We start from the raw sequence: 21,618 nt of genomic DNA, 5'->3' as shown, positions 1-21,618 counted from the left end.
CCGGCATGCATGCCGCTTTGTCATGTTGCTTAGTCTAGTTGCTATGTTCGGTAGCTATATTCGGTAGCTTTATGCGGTAACTATTCCCGGCAAAGGGGTAAAGCGCGTAATCTGCCCCGTCTCGCCCATCCAAACCCGATCCCGGCGTACCAGCTCCACCAGATGAGCCAGCGTCTCCGACATAGCAAACCGCAGTTGGTGTATCCCCAGCTTGCCACCAAACACGGCTATACATAGCTCATAGGCGGTACTCCCCTCCGGCTGAATCAACTGCTGGAACTTCTCCAGCCGTTCTTCATGATGCGCCAGCAACGCTTGCGTCCGTTCATGAAAATAGTCAAACGGATTGCGATGTCCCGGATAAGCCCACGCAACCTCCAGCTCGCCCAGTCGCTGCAAACCGTCTATATAAGACTGCAAGGGCTGGGCATCACTTCCCGGCAGCAGACCGATATTGGGTGAAATCTGCGGCAAGACCGCATCACCGCACAGGATCACGCCGCTATTCGGCTCGTACAAGGATACATGCCCAGGCGCATGCCCTCCTGTCTCGATAGGTTGCCAGCTGCGTCCGCCCAGCTCCAAACAGGCATTCTCCCTCATAGGAATGATCGTAATCTTAGGCTGTGGATTCACTTGCGAATACGCCTGCAGCATATGGGCTACCAAGTCGGGCACCTGCTCCAAAGGGAAGCCATGACGGACAAAAAAAGCGGGAAGCGTATGCTCCATCGCAGCAGTCGATGCCTGGCCGCCCCACATCGTTATCGCTTCCTGATGGCTTCGAGCTGACATATGTACGCGCGCCTGGCTTTGCTGCTGCATCCAGCCTGCCAGCCCGTAATGATCCGGATGATGATGAGTCACCACAATGTCCGAGATATCCGCAAAGGATATCCCTAGCTGTTGGAAGACGTGTGTCCATTCTGACTCTGTGTCCAAATTGCGCGGACCAGGGTCTACAATTGTAAAGCCGTGCTGTCCCTTGAGCACATAGCTATTCACCCAACGCAGCGGAAAGGACATCGATATTTTGACCTGAAAGCCTCCATCTATTCCTTCACACGGTGTAAGCTCTGGCAATTTCATGGCTTCCCATCCGCCTTTCCGTTTCAAGCCCGCATGCCGACAAAAATCATTCGGGGCGAAGCCTCTTCGATGTATTGATCTTCGTTATAGCTTCCGTGCACCTGTTCTACGGTTAATCCGGCTTGCTCCAGCAATGCCCGGAATTTTTCATATGGATACAGCTTTACCCGCTCATGATACACCCGCACGGATTCTTCCCCTGTAATAGGATCCAGACCAGCCGCAGCTTCAGCAGTCGCAGCCGATTCGGATGAGCGAATTGCGATCTGTTTTTTCACAAATCCATCTTCAATCACCCGATGCTCCTCAATCCAATTCCCTTCATCCTCGCGTGATGAATGCGGCACCAAATGGGCAGCTACATAGGCAGGGTTCAAATAATCTATGATAAAGCGTCCTCCCGGCTTCAGCAGTCGATAAATTTCCTTTAATACTTTAAGCTGCTCTTCATCCTTCTCAAAATAGCCGAAGGAGGTGAACAGATTCACCACCGCGTCAAAGCTTTCATCCAGTGGCACCGCTCTCATATCGCCTTGATGCCAGCTTACCCGGCCTTCGGGATCAGCAGCATGCGCCTCTCTCAACAGCACACCGGACAGATCCACACCTGTCACCTGATAGCCCGCATCGGCAAGTGCAAGCGAATGACGTCCCATCCCACAGCATAAATCCAATACGCTGGAGCCCTGCGGTAATTTGAGCCAAGAGATCATTTTCTGCACTTCCTGATAGGCTCCCTGAAAGTCGCGATGCTTATATACCAATAAATAATCTTCCCCAAAGCTCTGCTCGTACCATTCTGCCATATCGTTTCTCCTCCATGAGCTCATTTCACTCTATTACATATTATATTAGCTTTTTCAAACTGGAAACTCAAAAGCATTACGAATAAGGATGTTGAAAAATTCTGAATCAGGAACATGTTACAATAATCGTAATTGAGCTTAAATATTCATAGGAACTTCATACCAGCTTCATGCGGTTCACTCCATTTTATCATTAAAATGAATCGTGATGAATCGTGGGAATGCCTTTTGAGCGTATTTCATGAAGGAAAGGAGCGGCAAAGCTATGATTCAAATTGGACTGACGGGCTGGGGCGATCACGATGATCTGTATCCGACTGGCAGCAAAGCTAATCAAAAATTAGGCGTCTATGGAAGCCATTTTCCGGTGGTGGAGATGGATAGTTCTTTTTATGCGGTGCAACCGACGGATCGCATGGCACGCTGGGCGACTGAAACCCCTGACTCCTTTTCATTTCTCGTTAAGGCCTATCAGGGCATGACCGGACATACACGCGGCAAGCAGCCTTATTTTAAAACAATCGATGCAATGTATGAAGCATTGCATGCATCCATACAGCCTCTCCGCGAAGCGGACAAGCTCAAGGCGGTGCTGTTTCAGTACCCACCCTGGTTCGACTGTACACGCGAAAATGTCGCCTTACTGCGAGACACAAAAAAAAGGATGGGAAAGGTCCCATCCGTACTTGAGTTCAGACATCAAAGCTGGTTCACACCCGAGTTTCGGAAACAAACGCTGGCATTCATGCGCGAGGAAGGCTGGATACACAGCGTATGCGACGAGCCACAGGCCGGACCAGGCTCTGTTCCCATTGTGCCGCAGGCTACAGACAGTAATCTGACGGTCGTACGTCTTCATGGACGTAATGGTTCCGGCTGGAATCAAAGCTCCGCACCCAACTGGCGAGAGGTTCGTTATCTGTATCGGTACAACGAACAAGAGTTGATCGAATGGCGAGACAGATTGCTGGAGCTGGAGCAGCAAAGCCGTGAGATTTGCGTTATTTTCAATAACAATTCGGGAGGAGATGCCGCCGCTAACGCCAAGCAGCTGATGACGTTGCTCGGCATAGATCCCAAGCCTTTTCCCCCCCGCAAACCACCTCAGGAGAACGAGGGGCCAGAGCAGCTTGAATTATTTTGAAGGAGGGGCTGTGGCAGATCGATCGGGAATAGCCTCCCTGAGCTTGCAATCGTTAGCCAGCAAATGCGGATCGTCAGGCAAATAACGTAAAGCCGCCCGGTTATGCTCGTACGATGCGTCCAACTGACCCAAATGGGCATGGCAATGACTGAGCCGCACGTGGGGCAACCAAGAGTAGCATGGTAGCGAAACAGGTCTTACATCAGTAGCATGGTGCTGCTGCTCCAGTGCTTTTTCGTACCAGTACGCCGCGGTGCTCCATTCGTTGCGCGTGAAAAACCAGTCACCGATCATGCAGCATAAATCTGCTTGTGGCACACCGTATCGGAAGGACCGCAGCAGACTATCCAACTGCTGCTCCGGCTTGCCGAGATGGAGATAACATTCCGCCAATCGCGCGCAAGCGGTAATCCGATCCTCCCGGTACCCGCTCGGCTCCGCCAACAGACGGTTGAACGCCTCTGCTGCCTCGGCATATTCCTTACGGTCAAAGCATTCATTCGCGTAAAAATACAGCAATCGCCCCTCCAGCTTGCCGCTTTCGCTGATCCACCGGGCGAGGATACGTTGATTACGGAGCGTGTGGTCGCCCATTCGGCGGTGCGTTACAGCCACATCCGAATGGACGATTCGTCCCTCGGATATCATCAATTCCTCATGCAGACGCCCTTCCCAGCGGTATTGTCGTTCTCGCTTCACGAGGCGGATACGGCGTGAGGTGAACAACAATTCACCCTGCTCTCCTTCTGCCAAATGAAGTGGCATCACCACTGCGTCGATATCCGCGGACAAACGCTGCTTCAAGGAACGCAGGCGCTCGCGATCGGGTCCCAGCAGTACATCGTCCGCATCCAGCCACATGATATAGGAGCACGTCGCCTGATCGAACGATGTGTTGCGGGCGGCTGCAAAATCATCATCCCAGTCGAACGTATACAGCCGATCCGTATAACGGGCGGCTATCGACTTCGTCTGATCCGTTGAACCCGTGTCCACGATGATGATTTCATCCATCAGATCCGCGACTGAGTCCAGACAACGACCAAGTGTCTGCTCCTCGTTTTTCACAATCATACACAAGCTGATAGTCATTGCTTGTCCGGCTATGGGTTGTTCAGTCATGACTGCGCCTTGCCTAACTGTTCTACACGCGCATGCCTTTCCAGTGGAAGAATATGTTCCTCCATCTGTCGGATTCGCTGTACCGCCTTGTCCAATGCAGCCTTACGCTGATTCATTTTACGAACATGCTGCTGCTCCACCAGACGAAACTGCTCCTCATCCAGCTTCATCCAACGGGTCAGATGCTCTGTTTCCGGCTTGACCTCACGCAGTTCTTTTGACTTTTTGCGGCCTGCAAAACACAAATATTTGTGATGGACCTCCAGCGCCTTTTCATCAAAATAAGGGTACAGCACACGGGACAGGCTTCCGGCATAATAAGTCCGCTTGTGGTCGTGAAACGGATGGTATCCATAGGGTACGGAAAGAACGAGCGTTCCTTTTTTATTCAACAGGCGGTAAGCATGAGCAAGCAGGGTATGAGGGTGCGCAAAATGCTCTAAAATCTCGCCTAAAATAATCGTGTCAAATCCGCCGGGAGGACGTTCAAATTGTGAAATATCCTTTAACTGAAAGTGAACTCTTCCCCGGACAGGTGCAGATTCCTGACGAAGTTCTTTTTTTGCATATGAAATGCTGTCCTCTTCCAAATCAATGGCCATCACCTCAAAGCCTTCCCGCCCGAGCAAAATGGACGCTATTCCCTGACTGCACCCGACATCCAGCACGGTACGGCCCTGCACGTGGCGGCAAATCCAGTGGATTCTATGGCGGGTGGCCTCATGTGATTCCTCTGAATTGATCTGTCCGTAATAACGTTCATTCACCTGATCACGGTTAGCCAACAGCAGCGCCCCCTCCATCACCGGGATGCCCCAGTATCACAACGTGTCCACCCTTGCAATGCGCAGTCGCATTGCGTGTGTCGAAGACCAGCGGAGCATGGTCAACCAACTGCTGGTAGTCCAGCACAGAGTGGTCAGTCGTAATGACTACGATATCTGCACTTTCCCATAGCTGGGCATTAACCGTCCGGGATCGGATCACCTTACCGTTCAGCTTAAAGCTTGATACATGCGGGTCGGTAAAGCTTACCGAAGCGCCCTTTTCCTTCAGATGCTCAAACAGAGCAAGAGCAGGGGATTCGCGCACATCATCAATGTCTTTTTTATAGGCTACACCTGCCAGGATGATATTGGCCTTGTTTATGGCTTTCCCTTCCTGTGCGAGCATGGCTTCTATTCGCTCCGCGATATACAGCGGCATACGTCGGTTCATGCGATCTGCCAAATCCACAAACTCCAGCGGAAACCCATGCTGCTCGGATTTCCACGACAAGTACAACGGATCGACCGGGATGCAATGCCCCCCGATACCAGGCCCCGGGTAAAAAGGCATATAGCCAAATGGCTTGGTTGCCGCTGCATCCAGCACCTCCCATATATTGATGCCCATTTTTTCACAAGCAGCTGTCAGCTCATTGACCATTCCAATATTGACGCTGCGAAACGTATTCTCGAACAGCTTGGCGGCTTCCGCCACAGTTGTCGAGCTGACTGGGACGATTTGCTCCAGAAAGGAGCCATAAAAGCTTGCTCCTGCTGCCAGACAATCCGGCGTACAGCCGCCGATCACTTTTGGTGTGTTGCGAATATTAAAATGAACACTGCCCGGATCGACTCGTTCCGGTGAAAAACACACGTAAAAATCCTTACCTACCGTCCAGTCCCTCCGCTGTTCAATCACAGGTCGAATCAGTTCCTCGGTCGTTCCCGGATAGGTGGTGCTTTCCAGAATCAGCAGCGTTTGTCTGCGTAAATGAGGTATCGCCTGATCGATAGCCGTTTCAATATAGGATGTATCCGGCTGATGTCCGTCAGTCAGCGGCGTAGGCACGCAGATGACGACAATATCGACATGCTCCAGCACCTTGATATCCGTAACGGGATGCAACTGCTGCCCGATCAGACCTTCCAATGCATCATCGCCAATGTCTATGATGTACGACTGTCCTTGAAGCAGCTTGGCTACTTTGGCGGGATCGGAATCCACACCATATACATCATATCCGGCCCTTGCCATTTCCACTGCCATCGGCAGCCCCACGTAACCGAGGCCGATTACCGCAACCTGTACAGTTCCTTTAGTTATTTTTTCAATAAGTTGCAAAATACCCACCTCTTTCATCGGTTACTCCATTCCTCGAAGCAGCTCACCAATCCCCGCGCGGTCCATTAATTCATCGTCCGAGCGATATTGATCGAAGCTCACCCGTTCCAGTCCACCATATTGGCTCAACAGACGCTCGTCTGCTTGCGGGGGAAGAATAACAAAATAACGATCATCATAGCGGTACGTGTGCGGTACCTCATAGGGGGAAATCAGCACCTCATGCAGCTTTTCCCCGCCGCGTATGCCAATCTCCTTCACTTTCAACGTCGGCTGACCGGCCTGTTCCTTCATCACCTCTGCCAGATCAGCAATTTTACAGCCCTTCATTTTCATTACCAGCGTCTCTCCGCCAATCGCCATGACAGAAGCCTTCAGCAGCAAGCCGATCGCCTCGCCGAGCGTGAGAAAGAAGCGTGTCATATCTGGGCTCGTCAGCGTTAAATCCTGCCCTTCTGCGATCTGACGTTTGAACAGTGGTACGACACTTCCGCTCGTTCCCAGCACGTTGCCGCCGCGAATACACACAAAGCGAGTGCGCTCACTCAAAGTGTTGGCGCGAATCATCAGTCGCTCGCCAATAGCCTTTGTCATGCCATATACATTCACCGGATCTACCGCCTTGTCAGTAGAGACGTCAATAACCTTGGCGACTCCCTGCTCAATACAGGCCCGGATCACATTTTCCGTACCGTGTACATTCGTCTTGAAAGCCTCCTCGGGCTGTCTCTCGCACACGGGAACATGCTTCAATGCCGCCAGATGGAATACATAGTCTACGCCGCGACAGGCTTCTTGCAATGCCTGAAGATCCCGAATATCCCCAATGACAAAATTCAATCGGGGGTCAGACTGGAATTGCCGCTGCATAGCAATCTGTGCAAATTCACCACGTGAAAAAATACGAATTTCCGCCGGTCCCTCCTTCAGCAATTCAGCCGTTAGCCGTTGCCCCCAAGATCCCGTTCCCCCGGTCACCAGCAGTGTTTTTCCTTTGAACAATATAATCTCCTCCTGACCGTTACGAATTGGCAGTGTCCGTTTCCATAAATTCAGCCAACACAGCATTCATTTCACTCTCTGTCAGCCGATCCTTGGCCGGCACTTTCTTCACCGAGGTATTGGCAGCATGAATGACGTTCACATAGTTGCGAAGCGGAATCACCTCATGCGGAAGCTCTGTTACATATCCGTGTGTACCCTTGCCGGGAATAACGATACGATAATCATTCAGAAAATCCTTTACTTGATAGCGGAATACATAAAAGGAAGGCGAACGGTGGAATATCGGTGCCATCTGACCCTCAACCGCGTCCCATAGATACCCCAGCTGGTTCACCAGAGCAACCGTGTCCGGCTGAAACTCATAATCATGCAATTGTTGTACAAAAGAACGATGATACAAATCGTCAGAATCAATGCGTGCAATGAGCAATTCGTCTGCACCTTCGACATATGCCTGGATACGACGTTTGCTCTCGATGCTCGTGCCGAAGCGGATGTGGTCTGGAATGGGCTCCCGCTTGGCCAACTCCTCTTCCACGATGTCACTGCATCCGCCCGCCAGCTTGACGACAGATAGGAAATCCGTATTTGTCTGACTGAGCAAACTGCGCAGCGTGTAGGTTCTAAAAATATCTATGCGCTCGCTAATCCACTCACGTGTCAGGCGGTTGGGATTCATCCCATAGTTATTAAAATTAATTTCAATCACAATCTTGCGGTTCATGTATCTTCCTCCCTTTCAACCTTCTTCTCTCAAGTTATGAAGACGCTTTTGAAACGGCACGTACAAATCCAACGACTCTTGTAAAAATAGGTAGAATCCAAAAAGAATAGCCGTTCATACAAAAAACCTTTTTGCTTTCGACATATGATAGAATACAAAGTTCAATAGGGAGGAAACATGATATGACTAATCCAAGGTATCTGGAGATGGATGAGGTACTAAATGATCTGAAGCTGGCACTGGATCGACAACAGCCCTTCTCACTCATTCGTATTGGAGATGGTGAAAACTTAATTTTGTCTCAGGATACGGTCTGGCCGATGGAAAAAGTGCTACAGGAACGTTGGGCGGTCAAAGCCAATCTCGGTCAAAAAGGATTGTTTCTACCAAATACGGAGCTGCGAGACGCGGTGGCTGAAGCGGTGCGCAAAGCTACCATTACCGGCATTTTGCCATATGATGATGAATCTATTAAAGCTCCATCCTATATGAAGCGGGAGCTGACCGATCAGGTTTTTGCTCACTATGCTCTTTCTCCCGCGCTGACCTGCCATGCCTGTCTGAATCGGTACTTGGCTCAGACACCTGCTTTCTGGGACATGCTGAAGGATCGACGCATTCTGTTGGTCACCCGGACGGCCGCCGAAGTCAAACCCGTTCTTGAGGCTGAACCCTACGGGTTGCATATCGCGCATACGATCGCATTTCACCAATATGAACAGATGCAGGAAACACTCCAGTGGATTACATCGCACCAAGATGACTTTGATATTGCGCTGTTCTCTTGTGGCGTCAATGCAGTCGTGTTGGCACAAAAAACGGCAGAACTGACTGGCAAAGTAGGTATAGACTTCGGCAAGGCGATTAACATTGTCATGTTCGGCAAAGCGAATTAATGGATAAAAATAAAGCACCAGCAAATTCAAGCTTTGCTGGTGCTTTTGGCAATCATAAGCTGTCTTAAAAATAGACTTTGAGATTTCCCATCACTTCTTTTACAATATTATAGAAACTAGCATTAAATTGGAGATTCTAAGGAGGATATTGGGAATGGCACATAACAAGAGATTGAAGACATATCCACTTACAAAAGCTAAGCATGTAAAAGTTCATGGTCGAACTACGCAAACACTTTCACCACTAACTCTGTTTTGGACAGGCAGCAGCATTGAATTGAATATCAAGGGCTCGGAGCTGTGGATTGAGATAGAGGCAGATTACCAAGTGTATGAGCAATGGATCAGTATTGTCATCAATGGTGCCGCGATGAGTCGCCTGATGGTAACCACAGGACGGCATTGGATCTGTCTTTTGAGAGGGTTGAACCCTGACACGGTCAAAAATGTCCGTGTGGTCAAGGATGTCCAGCCTATGAGTTCGGACACGCGCTGCTTGTTGCAAATTCATGCCCTGAAGGTTGACGGAGAATTGCTGCCGGTCACAGATAAGCCCCACAAGGTGGAATTTATCGGTGACAGCATTACCTCCGGAGAAGGAGCGATTGGAGCGAAAGAGGAGACAGACTGGATTCCCATGTTGTTCACGGCACTACATAATTATACAGCCATAACTGCCGAAGCACTGAATGCGGATTACCGAGTGTTGTCCCAAAGCGGATGGGGTGTCCTAACGGGCTGGGATAATAATCCCCATACGAACATACCGGCATATTATGAGCAGGTATGTGGTGTACTCACCGGAGAGAGAAATGAAGCATTAGGGGCATTTTCCGACCATGATTTCACCTCATGGCAGCCGGATGTGGTCGTGGTGAATTTGGGAAGTAATGACGGGGGATCCTTTTATTCTCCTGCATGGACAGACCCAGTAAATGGGAAAGTGTACAAGCAACGCTTGAATGAGGACGGCACATTCAATGAAGAAGATTTACAAGCTTTTGAAAACGCTACCGAAAATTTTCTTGTCAAGCTTCGGGCCTGTAATCCTGCTGCCCATATTGTGTGGGCCTATGGGATGCTTGGTACTCCGATGATGCCGGCGATCTACCGGGCGGTAGACGCGTACAAGAAAAGAACGAGGGATCGGAATATTTCCGTGTTCCAATTGCCTAACACAACGGAAGAAACGTTAGGATCTCGCAGCCATCCCGGCCTCCTCGCCCATACCAAAGCGGCAGATGAGTTGACAGGGTATTTGCGAGAGATTTTAAAGAATTAGAAGCCGGAAGCAGAATCAACTCTGTTGAGCATCATAGCCACGAGCCTGCGACAGATGCCTGCCCAGGCTCGTGGCTGATCAGCTTTGAGCCCTCATATCTTGTTACAGTATTGGTGATCTGCTGTTAGTCGATTCCACGACCAACGCAGTCGCCTAATCATGGGAGAACTATGAACAGTCAGCGCGTTCTTAATCAAGAAATACTCGTCTGATATATTTAAAAAAACGGAGTCGAAGCGATGCCGGTGAATACCTCCGGACCATTGCGAACCGTCGTCGATACACCGGAAATATAAGAAGAATACACGGTTTGTATTGCCCATGGGGCAGACAGATCCTGCGCATTAAAAGCTTGCGTTTCATTAGCCCCTGTGGCTCCCAATACCCCCTCAGCTCGGTAAACTACCTCGCTCGGATCGTAGTCGGCGCCACGTACGATTTCAACCGCATACGTATCACCAAGTTCACCAAGCAGCCCAATTGAACCGCTAAAGGTCACAATCGGACTCGGTACAAGAAAGGTTCTCAAGGTAATCAAACCAAACCGCTCGGGTACAGGACCCAGTTGTATATTGGGACCCTCACCTGTTTGTGATGAATTGGTGGAGCCTCTCATGTCCAGAAAAAAACCCATACCTCATCCCTCCACATTGCAAGATACTCCAATCTATGCAAAAACATTTTGAACGTATTGGACAAATTAGCAATAAATCTATTAATTCAACTTAAAATAACCGATAGTAAATACATATAATATAAATATTAGAAATGAATATGCACGTAGAAAGCAGGGGGTTTGATGAAACAACTGACACGACTGACAAATTTAACATTACGCAAAAAATTGACAACAGCATTTCTGCTGGTCATGCTAGTTCCTTGTATTATTGTCAGCACGTTTTCCTATCAGGCAGCATATGACCAAACGGAATCTCAATTACTCGATAGTGCGACAACTAGCATTACCGCATCCGATCGCGCAATTACCCAAACCATTCAATCCGAAATCGACGATCTTGAATATTACACTTCTACGATGACAGCTAGTAATAACAGTGCAGAAGCAGATAAAGCTATTCAGGAAAGACTACTAGTGTATATAAAAATGCATTCGGAAGTCATCAATATATTTTTAGGAACTCCCGAAGGGAAACTCATTCTCGGCAAAGCTACCGGAGTCTATAACGACCCTCGTGAGCGTCCGTGGTACAAGCAGGCTATGGAGAACCCCGGCCAAACCGCAATCAGTCCTGTCGAGCTCAATACGAGTAAGGTTCCCGTTGTGTATATTTCACGTACACTTCCCGACAATAGCGGTGTTCTCGGCATTTCGCTGAACCTGAATAATTTGAAAGAACTTACAAAATTAAAAATCGGACAAAAGGGCTATATCGTCATATTCGATAATAACAAGCATATCGTTACTCACCCGACAGAAGTCAGCGGAAGTACGAAAATGGGAGAAATGCTGCCAAAACTGTTTGCCTCCAAGGAAGGCAGCTTTAACTATAATTTAAATGGCGTAGCCAAAAACCTGATTTTCAAAACCAATACGCTGACGGGCTGGAAAATTGCCGGAACGATAGACAAATCAGAAACAAGTGCCTCCGCCAAACCGATTCTGATCACTACTATCATTGTGCTGGTGATTTCAGCCATCATCATCGGTATGCTCGCACTATGGTTAATCAGCAGTATACTCAAGCCGATCCAAAAATTACGTAATTCCATGGATGCGATCAGCCAAGGTAATCTTTCCATCAATGTGGCGACAACCAACTTGGATGAAATCGGGGATTTGTCAAGGTATTTCCAACAAATGCTGGATAACCTGCGTAACATGATCCGAGAAATTCAAGCAATGACAGGCAACTTGTCAGCCTCCTCGCAAGAGCTTGCCGCAGGGGCAGAACAAACGACCCGTGCCATTGAGCATGTGACCATAGCTATTCAAGATGTGGCCGCAGGGAGTGAACGTCAAGTGGGCAGCGCTAAAGATAATCAGGAACGGGTTAGCGGCATGTCCGAGGACATTGCGGCTATGACCACAACCATGGCTGAAATGACCACCTACTCTTCACAGGCCATTCAGGCGTCGGATGCAGGCAGTGAGCATATCGGCAATAGTGTCGTTTCTATTGACGGCATTCGCACTACAGTGGAAGAGCTGGATACGATTATCAGCGCTTTGAGTGACCGATCCGGACGAATCGGAACGATTGTCACTGTCATTACCGAAATCGCCAGCCAAACTAATCTGCTCGCGCTGAACGCTTCCATTGAAGCAGCACGTGCAGGGGAGCACGGCAAAGGTTTTGCTGTCGTAGCAACCGAGGTCCGCAAGCTGGCTGAAAACTCGGCTCATTCAGCACAACAAATTCGTGAACAAATTCAAGGGATACAGAGCGGTGTATCTGAGGCCCTGATCGCAATGGAGTCCGCCAAAGAACGCGTAAACGAAGGCATCAATTCCATTGACCTGTCCGGTCGCTCCTTCGCTCGTATCCGTAGAGCGGTAGCCAAATCGGCGAAGCAACTTGATAACGTTGCAGCCTCTACGGCCGGGGTCGCAGAGGGTACAAGTACAGTCGTTAGCAGTATGGAGGAAATTACGCGTATTGCTGAGGAAGCTGCGTCCCATACGGAGACTGTATCCGCCGCTGCCGAGGAACAGCTCGCCTCGATGGAAGAGATCGGCTCTTCTGCTGCAGATTTGACTCGTCTGGCCGAGCAGCTTCAAGATTTGCTGCACCAATTCCAATTGGATGAAACAAAATAACCGTTCCAACCGATAAATATAGAGAAAGAGTCTTCACCATGAAGGAGGGTTGGAACATGGATATCGCAGCATTATCGACAGGTATGAGCCAGGCCAGTTTAGCTCAAGCCGTGAGTTTTAAGGTTGCTACTATGGCCAAGGATCAAGCTAGTGAACAAGGACAAGCGCTGATACAGATGATGGAAAAAAGCGTACAGCCTCATCTCGGAGGTCAGCTCGACATCCGGGTGTAAGTACAAGTGCAATCTATTCATGATAAAGGGCGATTCTATTCAGGTCTGGACGACAGACCGGGATAGAATCGTTTTTTTATCTCCATATTTTTCGTTCAGCGTAAAACGTAGTAAACTAGATATATCGTCCACAACCTCGGTTCGGGGGATAAAGCAAAAAAATCGCACGATTACAAGTGCAAAGGAGGATACATATTTTATGAGTTATTCCGCTTATTTCGAAAAAGCCAGAGAGCAACAGCTAAACGAGCTGCAGGAATGGTTGTCCATTCCAAGTATTTCCGCATTATCGGAGCACAAAAAGGACATTAATCAGGCCGCCGATTGGCTCGCTGCCAAACTGACTGCTGGCGGTCTGGAAAACGTTGAAATTATTCCAACCAAAGGTCATCCGCTGGTGTATGCTGATCATTTGCATGCACCTGGTAAACCGACCATCCTCGTATACGGCCACTATGATGTACAGCCCGTTGATCCGCTTCACCTGTGGGAAACGCCGCCGTTCGAGCCATCTATCCGCGATGGAAAATTATATGCGCGCGGAGCAACAGACGACAAAGGCCAAGTGTTCTTGCACATTAAGGCGGTTGAAGCCATTTTGAAGCAAGAGGGCAAGCTGCCGCTGAACATCAAATTTTGCATTGAAGGCGAAGAAGAAGTGTCCAGCCCAAACCTGCTTGAGTTTTTGCAGACCGGAGCTGAACGTCTGGCGGCTGACGCTGTACTGGTGTCCGACACCTCCCTGATCGAAAAAGGAAAGCCTGCGATTTGCACAGGCCTGCGTGGATTGTGCTCACTGGAAGTGGCCATTCACACAGCGAATACGGATCTGCATTCCGGCTCCTTTGGCGGCGGCGTACCGAATGCTCTGCATGCTATGGTGTCCTTGCTTGCAACTCTGCATGACGATAAGGGCCGTGTGAGCGTCGAAGGATTCTACGACGATGTTGCCCCGTTATCGGCAGAGATGAGAGAAGAATTTGTGAAGCATGGCTTCAATGAGGGCAAGCTGCAGCAGGAACTTGCGCTGGATTCTCTATATGGCGAAGAAGGATTCAGCTTCGTCGAGCGTGTTGGAGCACGTCCGACACTAGAGCTGAACGGCGTGTACGGTGGATTCCAGGGTGAGGGCACGAAAACGGTCATTCCGAAGGAAGCTCACGCGAAAATTACGTGCCGTCTGGTGGCGAACCAGAATCCGCAGGATATTCTGGACAAAATCGAGCGCCATTTACGCGCCCATGTTCAGCCAGGAGCCACTCTGGAAATCCAACAGGGTGAGAAAGCAAACGCTTTTAACATTGACCCATCACATGCGTTTTTGCAAGCAGCGGCAGATGCTTTTGAAAAAGTGTACGGTGTGCGTGCCCTGTTTACCAAAGATGGCGGCTCCATTCCGATCGTGGAAACCTTCTCCCGTGTGCTGACTGCTCCGGTTGTATTGATGGGCTTCGGCTTGCCGGATGAGAACCTGCATGCGCCGAACGAGCATTTTAATTTGGAGAATTTCGACAAAGGCCTGTTAACCATTGTGGAGTTCTTGAAATCGGTGTAAGTTCACAGCTTCTTATTAAGTATGTTACAATAGAGAGGGCGAAAGCCCTTTCTATTTTTTTAGGGGAGTGCTGCACCATATGATTATCCAATTCATTCGTTTACGGTAATGTGAGGTACAGTTTAAGTAAAGCTCAGCCATTTTTCAGGAAAATGGGTTGGGTTTATTTGGCTGTGCCTTTTTCATTCACCAAAATACGAATGAATGGGGTGCTCTTCTATGCACAAATGGAATAAACATGCGATAAAGGCCAATCAGATGGAGAAGCATCAACATCTCTTTAGATGCCCCCTATGCTCTCAACCGATGCGTATGGTAACATGTAAAAGCCTTTTATGTACTAACCAGCATTGCTATGATCTCTCCAGGCACGGGTATATACATTTATCCTCCCGAGCCTATAAAACCAAATATGATAAACAACTGTTTGCCTCCCGAAGAAGGATGTGCAACAGTGGATTTTTTGATCCCTTAAATGAAGCCATAACCAACCATATAGTGGAATTTATGAAGCCGCTGCTTGACCAAAATAGACAGCTTTACTTGCTGGATGCGGGCTGCGGGGAAGGCTCTCATCTGAGCCACATTCAGGATAAACTAATCCAGAGGGGAATCCGTGAGCTTACTAGCGTAGGTATGGATCTATCTAAAGAAGGCATTGCCGCTGCGTCCAAAAAATATCCGCAGCCTCTCTGGTGCGTTGCCGATCTGGCTCATTGTCCTTTTGCAAACCAACAATTTGACGGTATACTCAATATTTTATCTCCCTCCAATTATGCTGAATTTACAAGAGTTCTTTCAGCGGATGGCTGCATCCTGAAGGTCGTTCCAGAGCAATATTATCTTCAGGAATTAAGGTACGGGTATGAACAGAACAAGAATAGACCTGCTTATTCGAATGACAATACGTTAAGCCGATTTAAAGAGCATTTTCAACTTCTAAACGTCGAGCGGGTAACCTATTGTTTTCCGTTACATGCCGACCTTATGGAGCCTTTAATCCATATGACTCCCTTAACGTGGGGAGCCACGGAAGCAGATTGGCATCGAGTACAGGAAATGAACTTAACCCATATTACAGTAGATTTGCTCATCTTATGCGGTAGAAAATAGGTGCAAGCTAAAAAAGCATTCACGGCATGTGATTACACATGCTTCGTGAATGCTTTTTTTGGTTATTCTTGTTTTCGATCACAGAACTTATGTAAAACGGGTATAGCGCAGCAGACGCACCAGTTGATCCAACCGCTCTATTTCCCGATCCCATTCGTGAAGCGGCTGCCCGGCCAAAGCAGCATTCGCTCTCTGATCACGTAACGGGTTCATCCTGCGACCAATCAGCTTTAGCACCGTGGCCTTGCCCATATTATTAATTACCGCATATTGCGTTAAGGGATCTACCTCAATCCACAATACATGATGCTGTTGAAAAAACGATAGCAGCTGCTGTTTCAGCTCCTCCTGTTCATCAGGCTCACCTGCGATTTGCGGATGATGATGAAAAGCCACGTAGCCCATCACCCGCAGATCACTGATGATTTGTTCCAGTTGAAGCGTTTCGTTGATGTACACGCTGTTCGTACTCATGCGGTTTCTTGCACCGTTCGAATGATTTCCTTTAATAAAATTCACCCCCAATAAGAAAAACGTATATCGACGTACTTTCACAGAAGCCAGACCGCGCTTAGCGGGAGTTTTTCTTGCGATTATAGAATTGTTCAGCCCTGCTGAAAATTTATAAATTCTATAATCTTAATAAAAAAAACAACCGGCTTACACGCCAGTTGTTTCCCGGTCCACAAAATACTTATTCGTCATATAATGAGCCTTGCCTCTAGAAGTGTCAACCATTCCCTTTTTACTGTCAAGAAAGACAATCTCCCGGCATTTGGTGCAGTACCACTTGGTCCGCTTAATGGGGGATTCTGTTACATACGATGTACCACATTTGCAATCTACTTTAATCAAGGTTTCTGTTGATTTGTAAGCTTGGGACAGCTCTTTTAAACCAGTATCCGGCTGTTGAATCGGGATAATGACCTCCTGATAGCTTGAATACTGATTGTGCACTTTAAAATCTGCCACTAATTCCGCATGTAGTCCAAAGTACTCCTTGCCAATCTCGGTTACAAATTTTTTGCCGATTCTGTAACACTCAAGCCATTCCTGTATCTGTTGATTAGACAAAGGCACTGTACCCTTGATACCGCTATTTAATGTGTAAGTCATGATGTATAAAGTATCATCTTGTCTATGTCCGTACATGAGAAGCCTCCTTATAATACACTTGATAATGTACTACAAAGCGCAAAAAACATCAATTTTATTATTTGGCAAAAGATTATAGCCGATTTATAAAATTTAGGGAATGGACATATAGAATAAAAACAACTGACCTAAGTCAGTTGCTTAGTCTTTCCACATAGTACATGTTCGTCATATACCATGCCTTGCCTTTTTCCGTATCCACCATACCCTTCTTACGATCCAGAAATACAATGTTATTGCATTCCTTGCAGGACCACTTGGTTCTTTTGTGCGGGGACTCCTCTATATAGGAAGCTCCACATTTACATTCAACCTGAATTAACGTTTTATGCTGGTTGTACGCATCTACCAGCGGTTCCACATTTATAGCCTTGCGTTCTATTACAGGCTGTATCATGGATATGTGCTCTCTCTGCTCCGAGTATTCATTATGTACCTTAAAATCTGCTACCAACTCAGGGTTTAAACCAAAATATTGTTTACCTACGACCGTTACAAACTTGCTGCCAATTCGATATGCTTTGATCCATTCCTGCACCTGCTTACTGGATAGGTCGACAGTTCCCTTTATGCCGCTGTTCAGCGTATAAGTCATCAAGTGTTGGTTGGGTGTCATATGTCTCCTGTTCACCTCCAATCAAGAATATACCAGGTAGCTCTATGGAAAAGCTACTTCCTGCTACCCTCGAAACCTGATCCATCTTCCATTCTGTTGATACCCTGAATACTGATCTTTCAGGGATTCCATATTGGCATTTACATTCTTAGACTATCACCGAATGCATTTCTGCCTTGTATAACTTTGTGGTACAGCCTTCTGCATTGATTACTCATGTGATCTGCTACATGATTGAATGGTAGTTTCTTCCTTCTATATATAATACAACACTTACACACAAATTCCCACATATTTCAGCGGTTTAATCGTTTTATTTTTCTACCTTTCCGTGAGAAGTGCATATACTTTATCTAAATCTAAGAGCGTTCGATCGATACTAGCTGCAAATAATAATTTAAGCCAAAAAGCGTCTTCTTGAGCATAATTTTTAATGGCTTGCTCAATATTTTCCTCTGTCAATGACTTTACAATAAGATCTGGTGCTATTTCCTGTCCAACTTGATTCAGTTCAAGAACCGAATGGGTTCGATGGCATCTTAGGTATTAATTTTATGATGAGAGCAAAATTCAAAGTTAACTTTGAATCTATGCTGATTCACTCCCCTACTTAACCCATCATTTCCTACCAAGAGGTGACACAGATGACTCTAAATGTTGAGAAACATACCATCACGCTCTGCCCGTAGAAACCTTTAACCCTTGGAATTCCTGCGGGCTGAGCCTTTACCCAAGGGAGCGTGATGGTAATGAAATCTAATCAAAAAAATCGTAATCAAGCTTATTTAAGACACCACAGAAAGCGGGTTATTCAGCGTAAAAAACGACTTTCAGCACACCGGGGATGGGTCGTCAAATTCGATGGTGTATTCTCCAAAGGAAAAATCCATTGTTCCTGCTGGATGTGCAGTAGAAAAACAAAACGATTGGGCTATCCCAAATCGGAGCTATCAAGAATAGCTAACTGGCAAGAACAGCTTCTGGACTACGATTTCTAAACTACAAATGATCAAAACAAGCGGATGTCTATTTCTGAGACACTCGCTTGTTTTTTACGTCACTGTAGTCTCTCCAGCTTCTATCCTGAAACTCAAAGTATAAAAACCTTACTTGGTTTAGCCATCCTACAAAACAAAAGCCTTCCCGCCCTTCCTTCACTGTTGAAGGATCATCGAGAAGACTTTGTACCCCGCAAGGAACGAGAGGTCAGATTTTTAATTCGCCAAGCCTGATTAATTCCACGACCGCCTGTGAACGACCTTTTACGTTCAATTTTTGCATAACATTAGAGATATGGTTTCGGACCGTCTTTTCGCTAATAAATAGCTGTCCGGCGATGTCACGCGTCGTTTTGTCCTGCACGAGCAGTTCAAATACTTCACGTTCACGGTGAGTTAACAAAAACTTGTTTTTGTGGTCGTTACCCTTCGTCAATTTCACCCCTCCTTGCTCGGGTTTTGTGTGGTGTAACAAGGTTAAGGGATACAGTCAACACATTTTATGTCATGTGCTCAGGTATGGTTCAATATGCGGGTAAAAATGGGCATAGGCACCTTACTTGCGGCTTTAATGATGCGTTGAACTTTGTGTCTAAATTATGTATTGACAGGCATATGAGCCAGACTTATGATAAGAAAAACCGCGACTGATAATCATTATCAAATAATAATTCGATATAGATATCACGCAACAGACTATGGTTCAGGGCCAGTTTGGCCAGAAAGGGTGTCATTCATTATGAAACTACGTTATGCTGTACCGGCCGGAGTGCTGGTCTCTTCTATTCTGTTCGCAGGCTGCGGACAAACCGGGACTGCTACTCAGCAGCCGGCTGCAGCGACCAAAGATGCGGGAGCAACAACACAGACAACGACTCCTGCAGCTCCTGCTCCCAATTTCGATCAAGCGGTAGCAGCTTACCGCACCTATGCCATCGAGCAATGCGATACATTTGTGAAGAAGACGGAAGAATTCACGAATGCGGTCAAAGCTGGCGAGCTCGACAAAGCCAAGGCGCTGTATGCTCCTGCGCGCATGTACTATGAGCGGATTGAACCAATTGCAGAAGCGCTGGGCGATCTGGACCCGAATATTGATGCCCGCGACGGTGATGTGGATGCCGCGGATTGGCGCGGCTTTCATCGTATTGAAAAAACATTGTGGGAAGAGAACACGACCAAAGGATTGGACGAGTTTGCCGACCGCCTATTGAGTGATGCCAAACTGCTGCGTGCCAAGGTAGAAACGGTCAACATTGACGCCAGCCTGATGGTAACGGGGGCAGTGGAGCTGTTGAATGAAGTATCTACCTCCAAGGTAACCGGTGAGGAGGAACGATATTCGCATACAGATTTGTACGACTTCGCAGCCAATGTGGAAGGCGCCCAAAAGATATATGACATCTTGAAAACAGACCTGAACCAAAAAGATGCGGCGTTGGAAAAACAAATTGGTGAGCGCTTTGCCGCCTTACAGCAGGAGCTGGCTCCTTTCAAGGAAGGTGAAGGCTACGTGTTGTATACCAAACTGAAGCCGGAAGAAATTAAAAAGCTGAGCCAGAACCTCGATGCCTTGGCAGAACCGTTGTCCCAAATGGGTAAATTGTTAGGAGTGTAACGACATGAAAGGCTTTAAGCGACAAAAGGAGCAGGGAGCCCCGCAGCATGCGGAATCCCATAAAGAACAAGCTGATCTGGAAAAAAAGGATGCTCAGCCAGCGGATGGTGAGCTGTCAGGAAAGAGCACAACCGTATCACGCCGAGAGCTTTTGAAGCTGGCCGGGGTAGGTGGACTGGGTCTCCTGCTCGGCGGCGGTGTCGGAGCTGTGCTGTCAGCTGGTCAGCGCCTCGAAAGCATGGTGACGGAGGCAGATACCCAAGATGTGGTCCCTTTTTACGGCAAACATCAGGCCGGTATTGTGACTCCGGCACAGGATTTCATCTGCTTTGCGGCCTTTGATCTGACGACAAGCGACAAGGAACAGGTACGCAGCCTGTTCAAAGCCTGGACGGAAGCAAGTGCTACGATGACTTCTGGCACGCTGATTGGCACCGAGAATGAAAACCTCAACCTGCCTCCTTCCGATACAGGCGAGGCGGCAGGGTTATCGCCGTCCCGGACGACGATCACCTTTGGGGTGGGCCCATCCTTTTTTGATGGCCGCTATGGCCTGGCAGGGCTTAAACCTGCCGGGTTCCGTGAGCTGCCCCGTTTCCAGGGGGATGCGCTGGATGAGCAATGGTGCGGCGGCGATATCGGCGTACAGGTATGCGCCAATGACTTGCAGGTTGCTTTCCATGCCTTGCGTAATTTGGCGCGTATTGCCCGAGGAACGGCAGTGCTTCGCTGGACGCAGGAGGGCTTCCAGCGAACAGCACAGGCTGATCCGGCGGGAAGCACACCACGCAATTTGCTCGGCTTCAAGGACGGTACGGGGAACCCGGATACGTCCAAGGCAGACGAGATGAAGCGGCTCGTTTGGACACAGTCCAGTGATGGACCTGCTTGGATGGGCAATGGCAGCTATATGGCTGTACGCCGTGTACGCATGCGGATAGAGGTTTGGGATCGCTCAACACTGGGCGATCAAGAGGATACCTTTGGACGCCATCGCAGCAGCGGTGCCCCACTGGGCAAGGCCAAGGAGTTTGACAAGCTCGATCTGGCGGCTACAAGTCCAGAAGGCAAGCCGCTTACGCCCCCCACCTCTCATGTTGCATTGGCTCATGGAGATGGGAGCATTAATATTTTGCGGCGGTCTTATTCGTATTCAAGTGGATTGGACAAGCAAACAGGACAGCTGGATGCCGGACTGCTGTTCATCAGCTACCAGCGTGATCTGTTCAAGCAGTTCGTTCATATTCAGGAGAAGCTTGCACGCAATGACAAGCTGAACGAATATATTGTACACAAAGGCAGTGCGGTGTTCGCCTGCTTCCCGGGTGTATCGCAAGGCGGCTACATCGGGGATACGTTATTTTAGCAGCAGGC

At 48.2% G+C, this 21,618-nt stretch carries 23 protein-coding genes and 1 pseudogene; 11 read left to right on the top strand and 13 right to left on the bottom strand.

All coding sequences use genetic code 11. The annotated features are described in order from the left end of the window. Positions 1–69: 69 nt before the first annotated feature. Together LCF57_RS17660 and LCF57_RS17655 are read right to left on the bottom strand one after the other, a co-directional pair. Positions 70–1,089, bottom strand: a complete 1,020-nt coding sequence (locus LCF57_RS17660) for an MBL fold metallo-hydrolase (protein WP_226001859.1) — start codon at positions 1,087–1,089, stop codon at positions 70–72. A 23-nt stretch (positions 1,090–1,112) separates the two neighbouring features. Continuing rightward, on the bottom strand, positions 1,113–1,895 hold the full coding sequence (locus tag LCF57_RS17655) for a class I SAM-dependent methyltransferase (RefSeq protein WP_226001858.1): 783 nt from the start codon (positions 1,893–1,895) through the stop codon (positions 1,113–1,115). A gap of 265 nt (positions 1,896–2,160) precedes the next feature. Between LCF57_RS17655 and LCF57_RS17650 the strand changes: the two genes are divergently transcribed. Beyond that, positions 2,161–3,039 (top strand): DUF72 domain-containing protein, encoded by an 879-nt coding sequence (locus LCF57_RS17650; RefSeq protein ID WP_226001857.1) that lies wholly within the window; start codon positions 2,161–2,163, stop codon positions 3,037–3,039. Here LCF57_RS17650 and LCF57_RS17645 read toward each other — a convergent pair. From LCF57_RS17645 to LCF57_RS17625, 5 genes are read right to left on the bottom strand one after another with little or no spacing between them, the layout of a single operon-like run. Then, a complete protein-coding gene (locus LCF57_RS17645) occupies positions 3,031–4,161 on the bottom strand; it encodes a glycosyltransferase family 2 protein (RefSeq protein WP_226001856.1) in 1,131 nt (376 codons plus the stop codon). The genes LCF57_RS17650 and LCF57_RS17645 overlap by 9 nt on opposite strands. Next, entirely contained in the window at positions 4,158–4,946 is a 789-nt protein-coding gene (locus tag LCF57_RS17640; protein ID WP_226001855.1) for a class I SAM-dependent methyltransferase, read from the bottom strand. Before LCF57_RS17640 ends, LCF57_RS17645 begins: the two co-directional genes overlap by 4 nt. Continuing rightward, positions 4,939–6,288 carry a nucleotide sugar dehydrogenase gene (locus LCF57_RS17635; protein WP_413232201.1) on the bottom strand — a complete coding sequence of 450 codons (1,350 nt, stop codon included), beginning with the start codon at positions 6,286–6,288 and terminating at the stop codon, positions 4,939–4,941. Before LCF57_RS17635 ends, LCF57_RS17640 begins: the two co-directional genes overlap by 8 nt. A 3-nt stretch (positions 6,289–6,291) precedes the next feature. Continuing rightward, complete coding sequence (locus LCF57_RS17630; protein ID WP_226001854.1) at positions 6,292–7,272, bottom strand: polysaccharide biosynthesis protein; 981 nt, start codon at positions 7,270–7,272, stop codon at positions 6,292–6,294. Positions 7,273–7,291: 19 nt separating this feature from the next. Further along, complete coding sequence (locus LCF57_RS17625; protein ID WP_226001853.1) at positions 7,292–7,999, bottom strand: glycosyltransferase family A protein; 708 nt, start codon at positions 7,997–7,999, stop codon at positions 7,292–7,294. Between the two features lie 182 nt (positions 8,000–8,181). On the opposite strand from LCF57_RS17625, the gene LCF57_RS17620 reads away from it, so the two are divergent. Together LCF57_RS17620 and LCF57_RS17615 are read left to right on the top strand one after the other, a co-directional pair. Next, complete coding sequence (locus tag LCF57_RS17620) at positions 8,182–8,895, top strand: GT-D fold domain-containing glycosyltransferase (protein ID WP_226001852.1); 714 nt, start codon at positions 8,182–8,184, stop codon at positions 8,893–8,895. 154 nt (positions 8,896–9,049) lie between these two features. Next, on the top strand, positions 9,050–10,177 hold the full coding sequence (locus LCF57_RS17615) for an SGNH/GDSL hydrolase family protein (RefSeq protein ID WP_226001851.1): 1,128 nt from the start codon (positions 9,050–9,052) through the stop codon (positions 10,175–10,177). A 217-nt stretch (positions 10,178–10,394) separates the two neighbouring features. Here LCF57_RS17615 and LCF57_RS17610 read toward each other — a convergent pair whose 3' ends face one another. Next, a complete protein-coding gene (locus LCF57_RS17610; protein WP_226001850.1) occupies positions 10,395–10,811 on the bottom strand; it encodes a hypothetical protein in 417 nt (138 codons plus the stop codon). Between the two features lie 165 nt (positions 10,812–10,976). Between LCF57_RS17610 and LCF57_RS17605 the strand changes: the two genes are divergently transcribed. The 5 genes and pseudogenes from LCF57_RS17605 to LCF57_RS17590 all read left to right on the top strand — a co-directional run bounded on the left by LCF57_RS17605 (position 10,977) and on the right by LCF57_RS17590 (position 15,857). Beyond that, a complete protein-coding gene (locus tag LCF57_RS17605) occupies positions 10,977–12,956 on the top strand; it encodes a methyl-accepting chemotaxis protein (RefSeq protein ID WP_226001849.1) in 1,980 nt (659 codons plus the stop codon). A 56-nt stretch (positions 12,957–13,012) separates the two neighbouring features. Next, positions 13,013–13,189, top strand: a complete 177-nt coding sequence (locus tag LCF57_RS17600; protein WP_226001848.1) for a YjfB family protein — start codon at positions 13,013–13,015, stop codon at positions 13,187–13,189. Between the two features lie 199 nt (positions 13,190–13,388). Beyond that, complete coding sequence (locus LCF57_RS17595) at positions 13,389–14,744, top strand: dipeptidase (RefSeq protein ID WP_226001847.1); 1,356 nt, start codon at positions 13,389–13,391, stop codon at positions 14,742–14,744. A gap of 204 nt (positions 14,745–14,948) precedes the next feature. Next, positions 14,949–15,119: pseudogene (locus LCF57_RS28230) on the top strand (putative RNA methyltransferase); the annotation flags it as partial. Between the two features lie 69 nt (positions 15,120–15,188). Continuing rightward, the gene (locus LCF57_RS17590) at positions 15,189–15,857 is read left to right on the top strand and encodes a methyltransferase domain-containing protein (protein ID WP_226001846.1); all 669 of its coding nucleotides are present in this window, start codon (positions 15,189–15,191) and stop codon (positions 15,855–15,857) included. 87 nt (positions 15,858–15,944) lie between these two features. Here LCF57_RS17590 and LCF57_RS17585 read toward each other — a convergent pair whose 3' ends face one another. The 4 genes from LCF57_RS17585 to LCF57_RS17570 all read right to left on the bottom strand — a co-directional run bounded on the left by LCF57_RS17585 (position 15,945) and on the right by LCF57_RS17570 (position 18,090). Beyond that, positions 15,945–16,331: a hypothetical protein gene (locus LCF57_RS17585; RefSeq protein ID WP_226001845.1), complete on the bottom strand. Its 387-nt coding sequence runs from the start codon at positions 16,329–16,331 to the stop codon at positions 15,945–15,947. A 186-nt stretch (positions 16,332–16,517) separates the two neighbouring features. Continuing rightward, a complete protein-coding gene (locus tag LCF57_RS17580) occupies positions 16,518–17,009 on the bottom strand; it encodes a hypothetical protein (protein ID WP_025716815.1) in 492 nt (163 codons plus the stop codon). A gap of 136 nt (positions 17,010–17,145) precedes the next feature. Then, positions 17,146–17,628, bottom strand: coding sequence for a hypothetical protein (locus LCF57_RS17575; protein WP_226001844.1), 483 nt, complete (start codon positions 17,626–17,628; stop codon positions 17,146–17,148). Positions 17,629–17,949: 321 nt separating this feature from the next. After that, entirely contained in the window at positions 17,950–18,090 is a 141-nt protein-coding gene (locus tag LCF57_RS17570) for a hypothetical protein (protein ID WP_226001843.1), read from the bottom strand. 287 nt (positions 18,091–18,377) lie between these two features. Between LCF57_RS17570 and LCF57_RS17565 the strand changes: the two genes are divergently transcribed. After that, positions 18,378–18,626 carry a hypothetical protein gene (locus LCF57_RS17565; protein WP_226001842.1) on the top strand — a complete coding sequence of 83 codons (249 nt, stop codon included), beginning with the start codon at positions 18,378–18,380 and terminating at the stop codon, positions 18,624–18,626. Between the two features lie 208 nt (positions 18,627–18,834). Here LCF57_RS17565 and LCF57_RS17560 read toward each other — a convergent pair whose 3' ends face one another. Next, complete coding sequence (locus LCF57_RS17560) at positions 18,835–19,062, bottom strand: helix-turn-helix domain-containing protein (RefSeq protein ID WP_007431813.1); 228 nt, start codon at positions 19,060–19,062, stop codon at positions 18,835–18,837. Between the two features lie 303 nt (positions 19,063–19,365). On the opposite strand from LCF57_RS17560, the gene efeO reads away from it, so the two are divergent. Both efeO and efeB read left to right on the top strand, forming a co-directional pair. Continuing rightward, complete coding sequence (gene efeO / locus LCF57_RS17555; RefSeq protein ID WP_226001841.1) at positions 19,366–20,244, top strand: iron uptake system protein EfeO; 879 nt, start codon at positions 19,366–19,368, stop codon at positions 20,242–20,244. A 4-nt stretch (positions 20,245–20,248) separates the two neighbouring features. After that, the gene (gene efeB, locus LCF57_RS17550; protein ID WP_226001840.1) at positions 20,249–21,610 is read left to right on the top strand and encodes an iron uptake transporter deferrochelatase/peroxidase subunit; all 1,362 of its coding nucleotides are present in this window, start codon (positions 20,249–20,251) and stop codon (positions 21,608–21,610) included. The last annotated feature ends 8 nt before the right edge of the window (positions 21,611–21,618 follow it).

The sequence above is a fragment of the Paenibacillus sp. BJ-4 genome (genome assembly GCF_020404765.1).
GTDB lineage: Bacteria > Bacillota > Bacilli > Paenibacillales > Paenibacillaceae > Paenibacillus.
Note: the sequence above shows the minus strand (reverse complement) of the source record. Positions and strands in the feature narration are given on the sequence as shown.

Bases quoted from the DNA above. Each gene is read 5' to 3' on its own strand.
- LCF57_RS17620 (WP_226001852.1), top strand. From the start codon at position 8,182: ATGACTAATCCAAGGTATCTGGAGATGGATGAGGTACTAAATGATCTG.
- LCF57_RS17575 (WP_226001844.1), bottom strand. From the start codon at position 17,628: ATGACACCCAACCAACACTTGATGACTTATACGCTGAACAGCGGCATA.
- LCF57_RS17610 (WP_226001850.1), bottom strand. From the start codon at position 10,811: ATGGGTTTTTTTCTGGACATGAGAGGCTCCACCAATTCATCACAAACA.
- LCF57_RS17565 (WP_226001842.1), top strand. From the start codon at position 18,378: ATGAAATCTAATCAAAAAAATCGTAATCAAGCTTATTTAAGACACCAC.
- efeB (WP_226001840.1), top strand. From the start codon at position 20,249: ATGAAAGGCTTTAAGCGACAAAAGGAGCAGGGAGCCCCGCAGCATGCG.
- LCF57_RS17645 (WP_226001856.1), bottom strand. From the start codon at position 4,161: ATGACTGAACAACCCATAGCCGGACAAGCAATGACTATCAGCTTGTGT.
- LCF57_RS17605 (WP_226001849.1), top strand. From the start codon at position 10,977: ATGAAACAACTGACACGACTGACAAATTTAACATTACGCAAAAAATTG.
- LCF57_RS17600 (WP_226001848.1), top strand. From the start codon at position 13,013: ATGGATATCGCAGCATTATCGACAGGTATGAGCCAGGCCAGTTTAGCT.
- LCF57_RS17580 (WP_025716815.1), bottom strand. From the start codon at position 17,009: ATGTACGGACATAGACAAGATGATACTTTATACATCATGACTTACACA.
- efeO (WP_226001841.1), top strand. From the start codon at position 19,366: ATGAAACTACGTTATGCTGTACCGGCCGGAGTGCTGGTCTCTTCTATT.
- LCF57_RS17595 (WP_226001847.1), top strand. From the start codon at position 13,389: ATGAGTTATTCCGCTTATTTCGAAAAAGCCAGAGAGCAACAGCTAAAC.
- LCF57_RS17590 (WP_226001846.1), top strand. From the start codon at position 15,189: ATGTGCAACAGTGGATTTTTTGATCCCTTAAATGAAGCCATAACCAAC.
- LCF57_RS17615 (WP_226001851.1), top strand. From the start codon at position 9,050: ATGGCACATAACAAGAGATTGAAGACATATCCACTTACAAAAGCTAAG.
- LCF57_RS17655 (WP_226001858.1), bottom strand. From the start codon at position 1,895: ATGGCAGAATGGTACGAGCAGAGCTTTGGGGAAGATTATTTATTGGTA.
- LCF57_RS17585 (WP_226001845.1), bottom strand. From the start codon at position 16,331: ATGAGTACGAACAGCGTGTACATCAACGAAACGCTTCAACTGGAACAA.
- LCF57_RS17635 (WP_413232201.1), bottom strand. From the start codon at position 6,288: ATGAAAGAGGTGGGTATTTTGCAACTTATTGAAAAAATAACTAAAGGA.
- LCF57_RS17650 (WP_226001857.1), top strand. From the start codon at position 2,161: ATGATTCAAATTGGACTGACGGGCTGGGGCGATCACGATGATCTGTAT.
- LCF57_RS17660 (WP_226001859.1), bottom strand. From the start codon at position 1,089: ATGAAATTGCCAGAGCTTACACCGTGTGAAGGAATAGATGGAGGCTTT.
- LCF57_RS17625 (WP_226001853.1), bottom strand. From the start codon at position 7,999: ATGAACCGCAAGATTGTGATTGAAATTAATTTTAATAACTATGGGATG.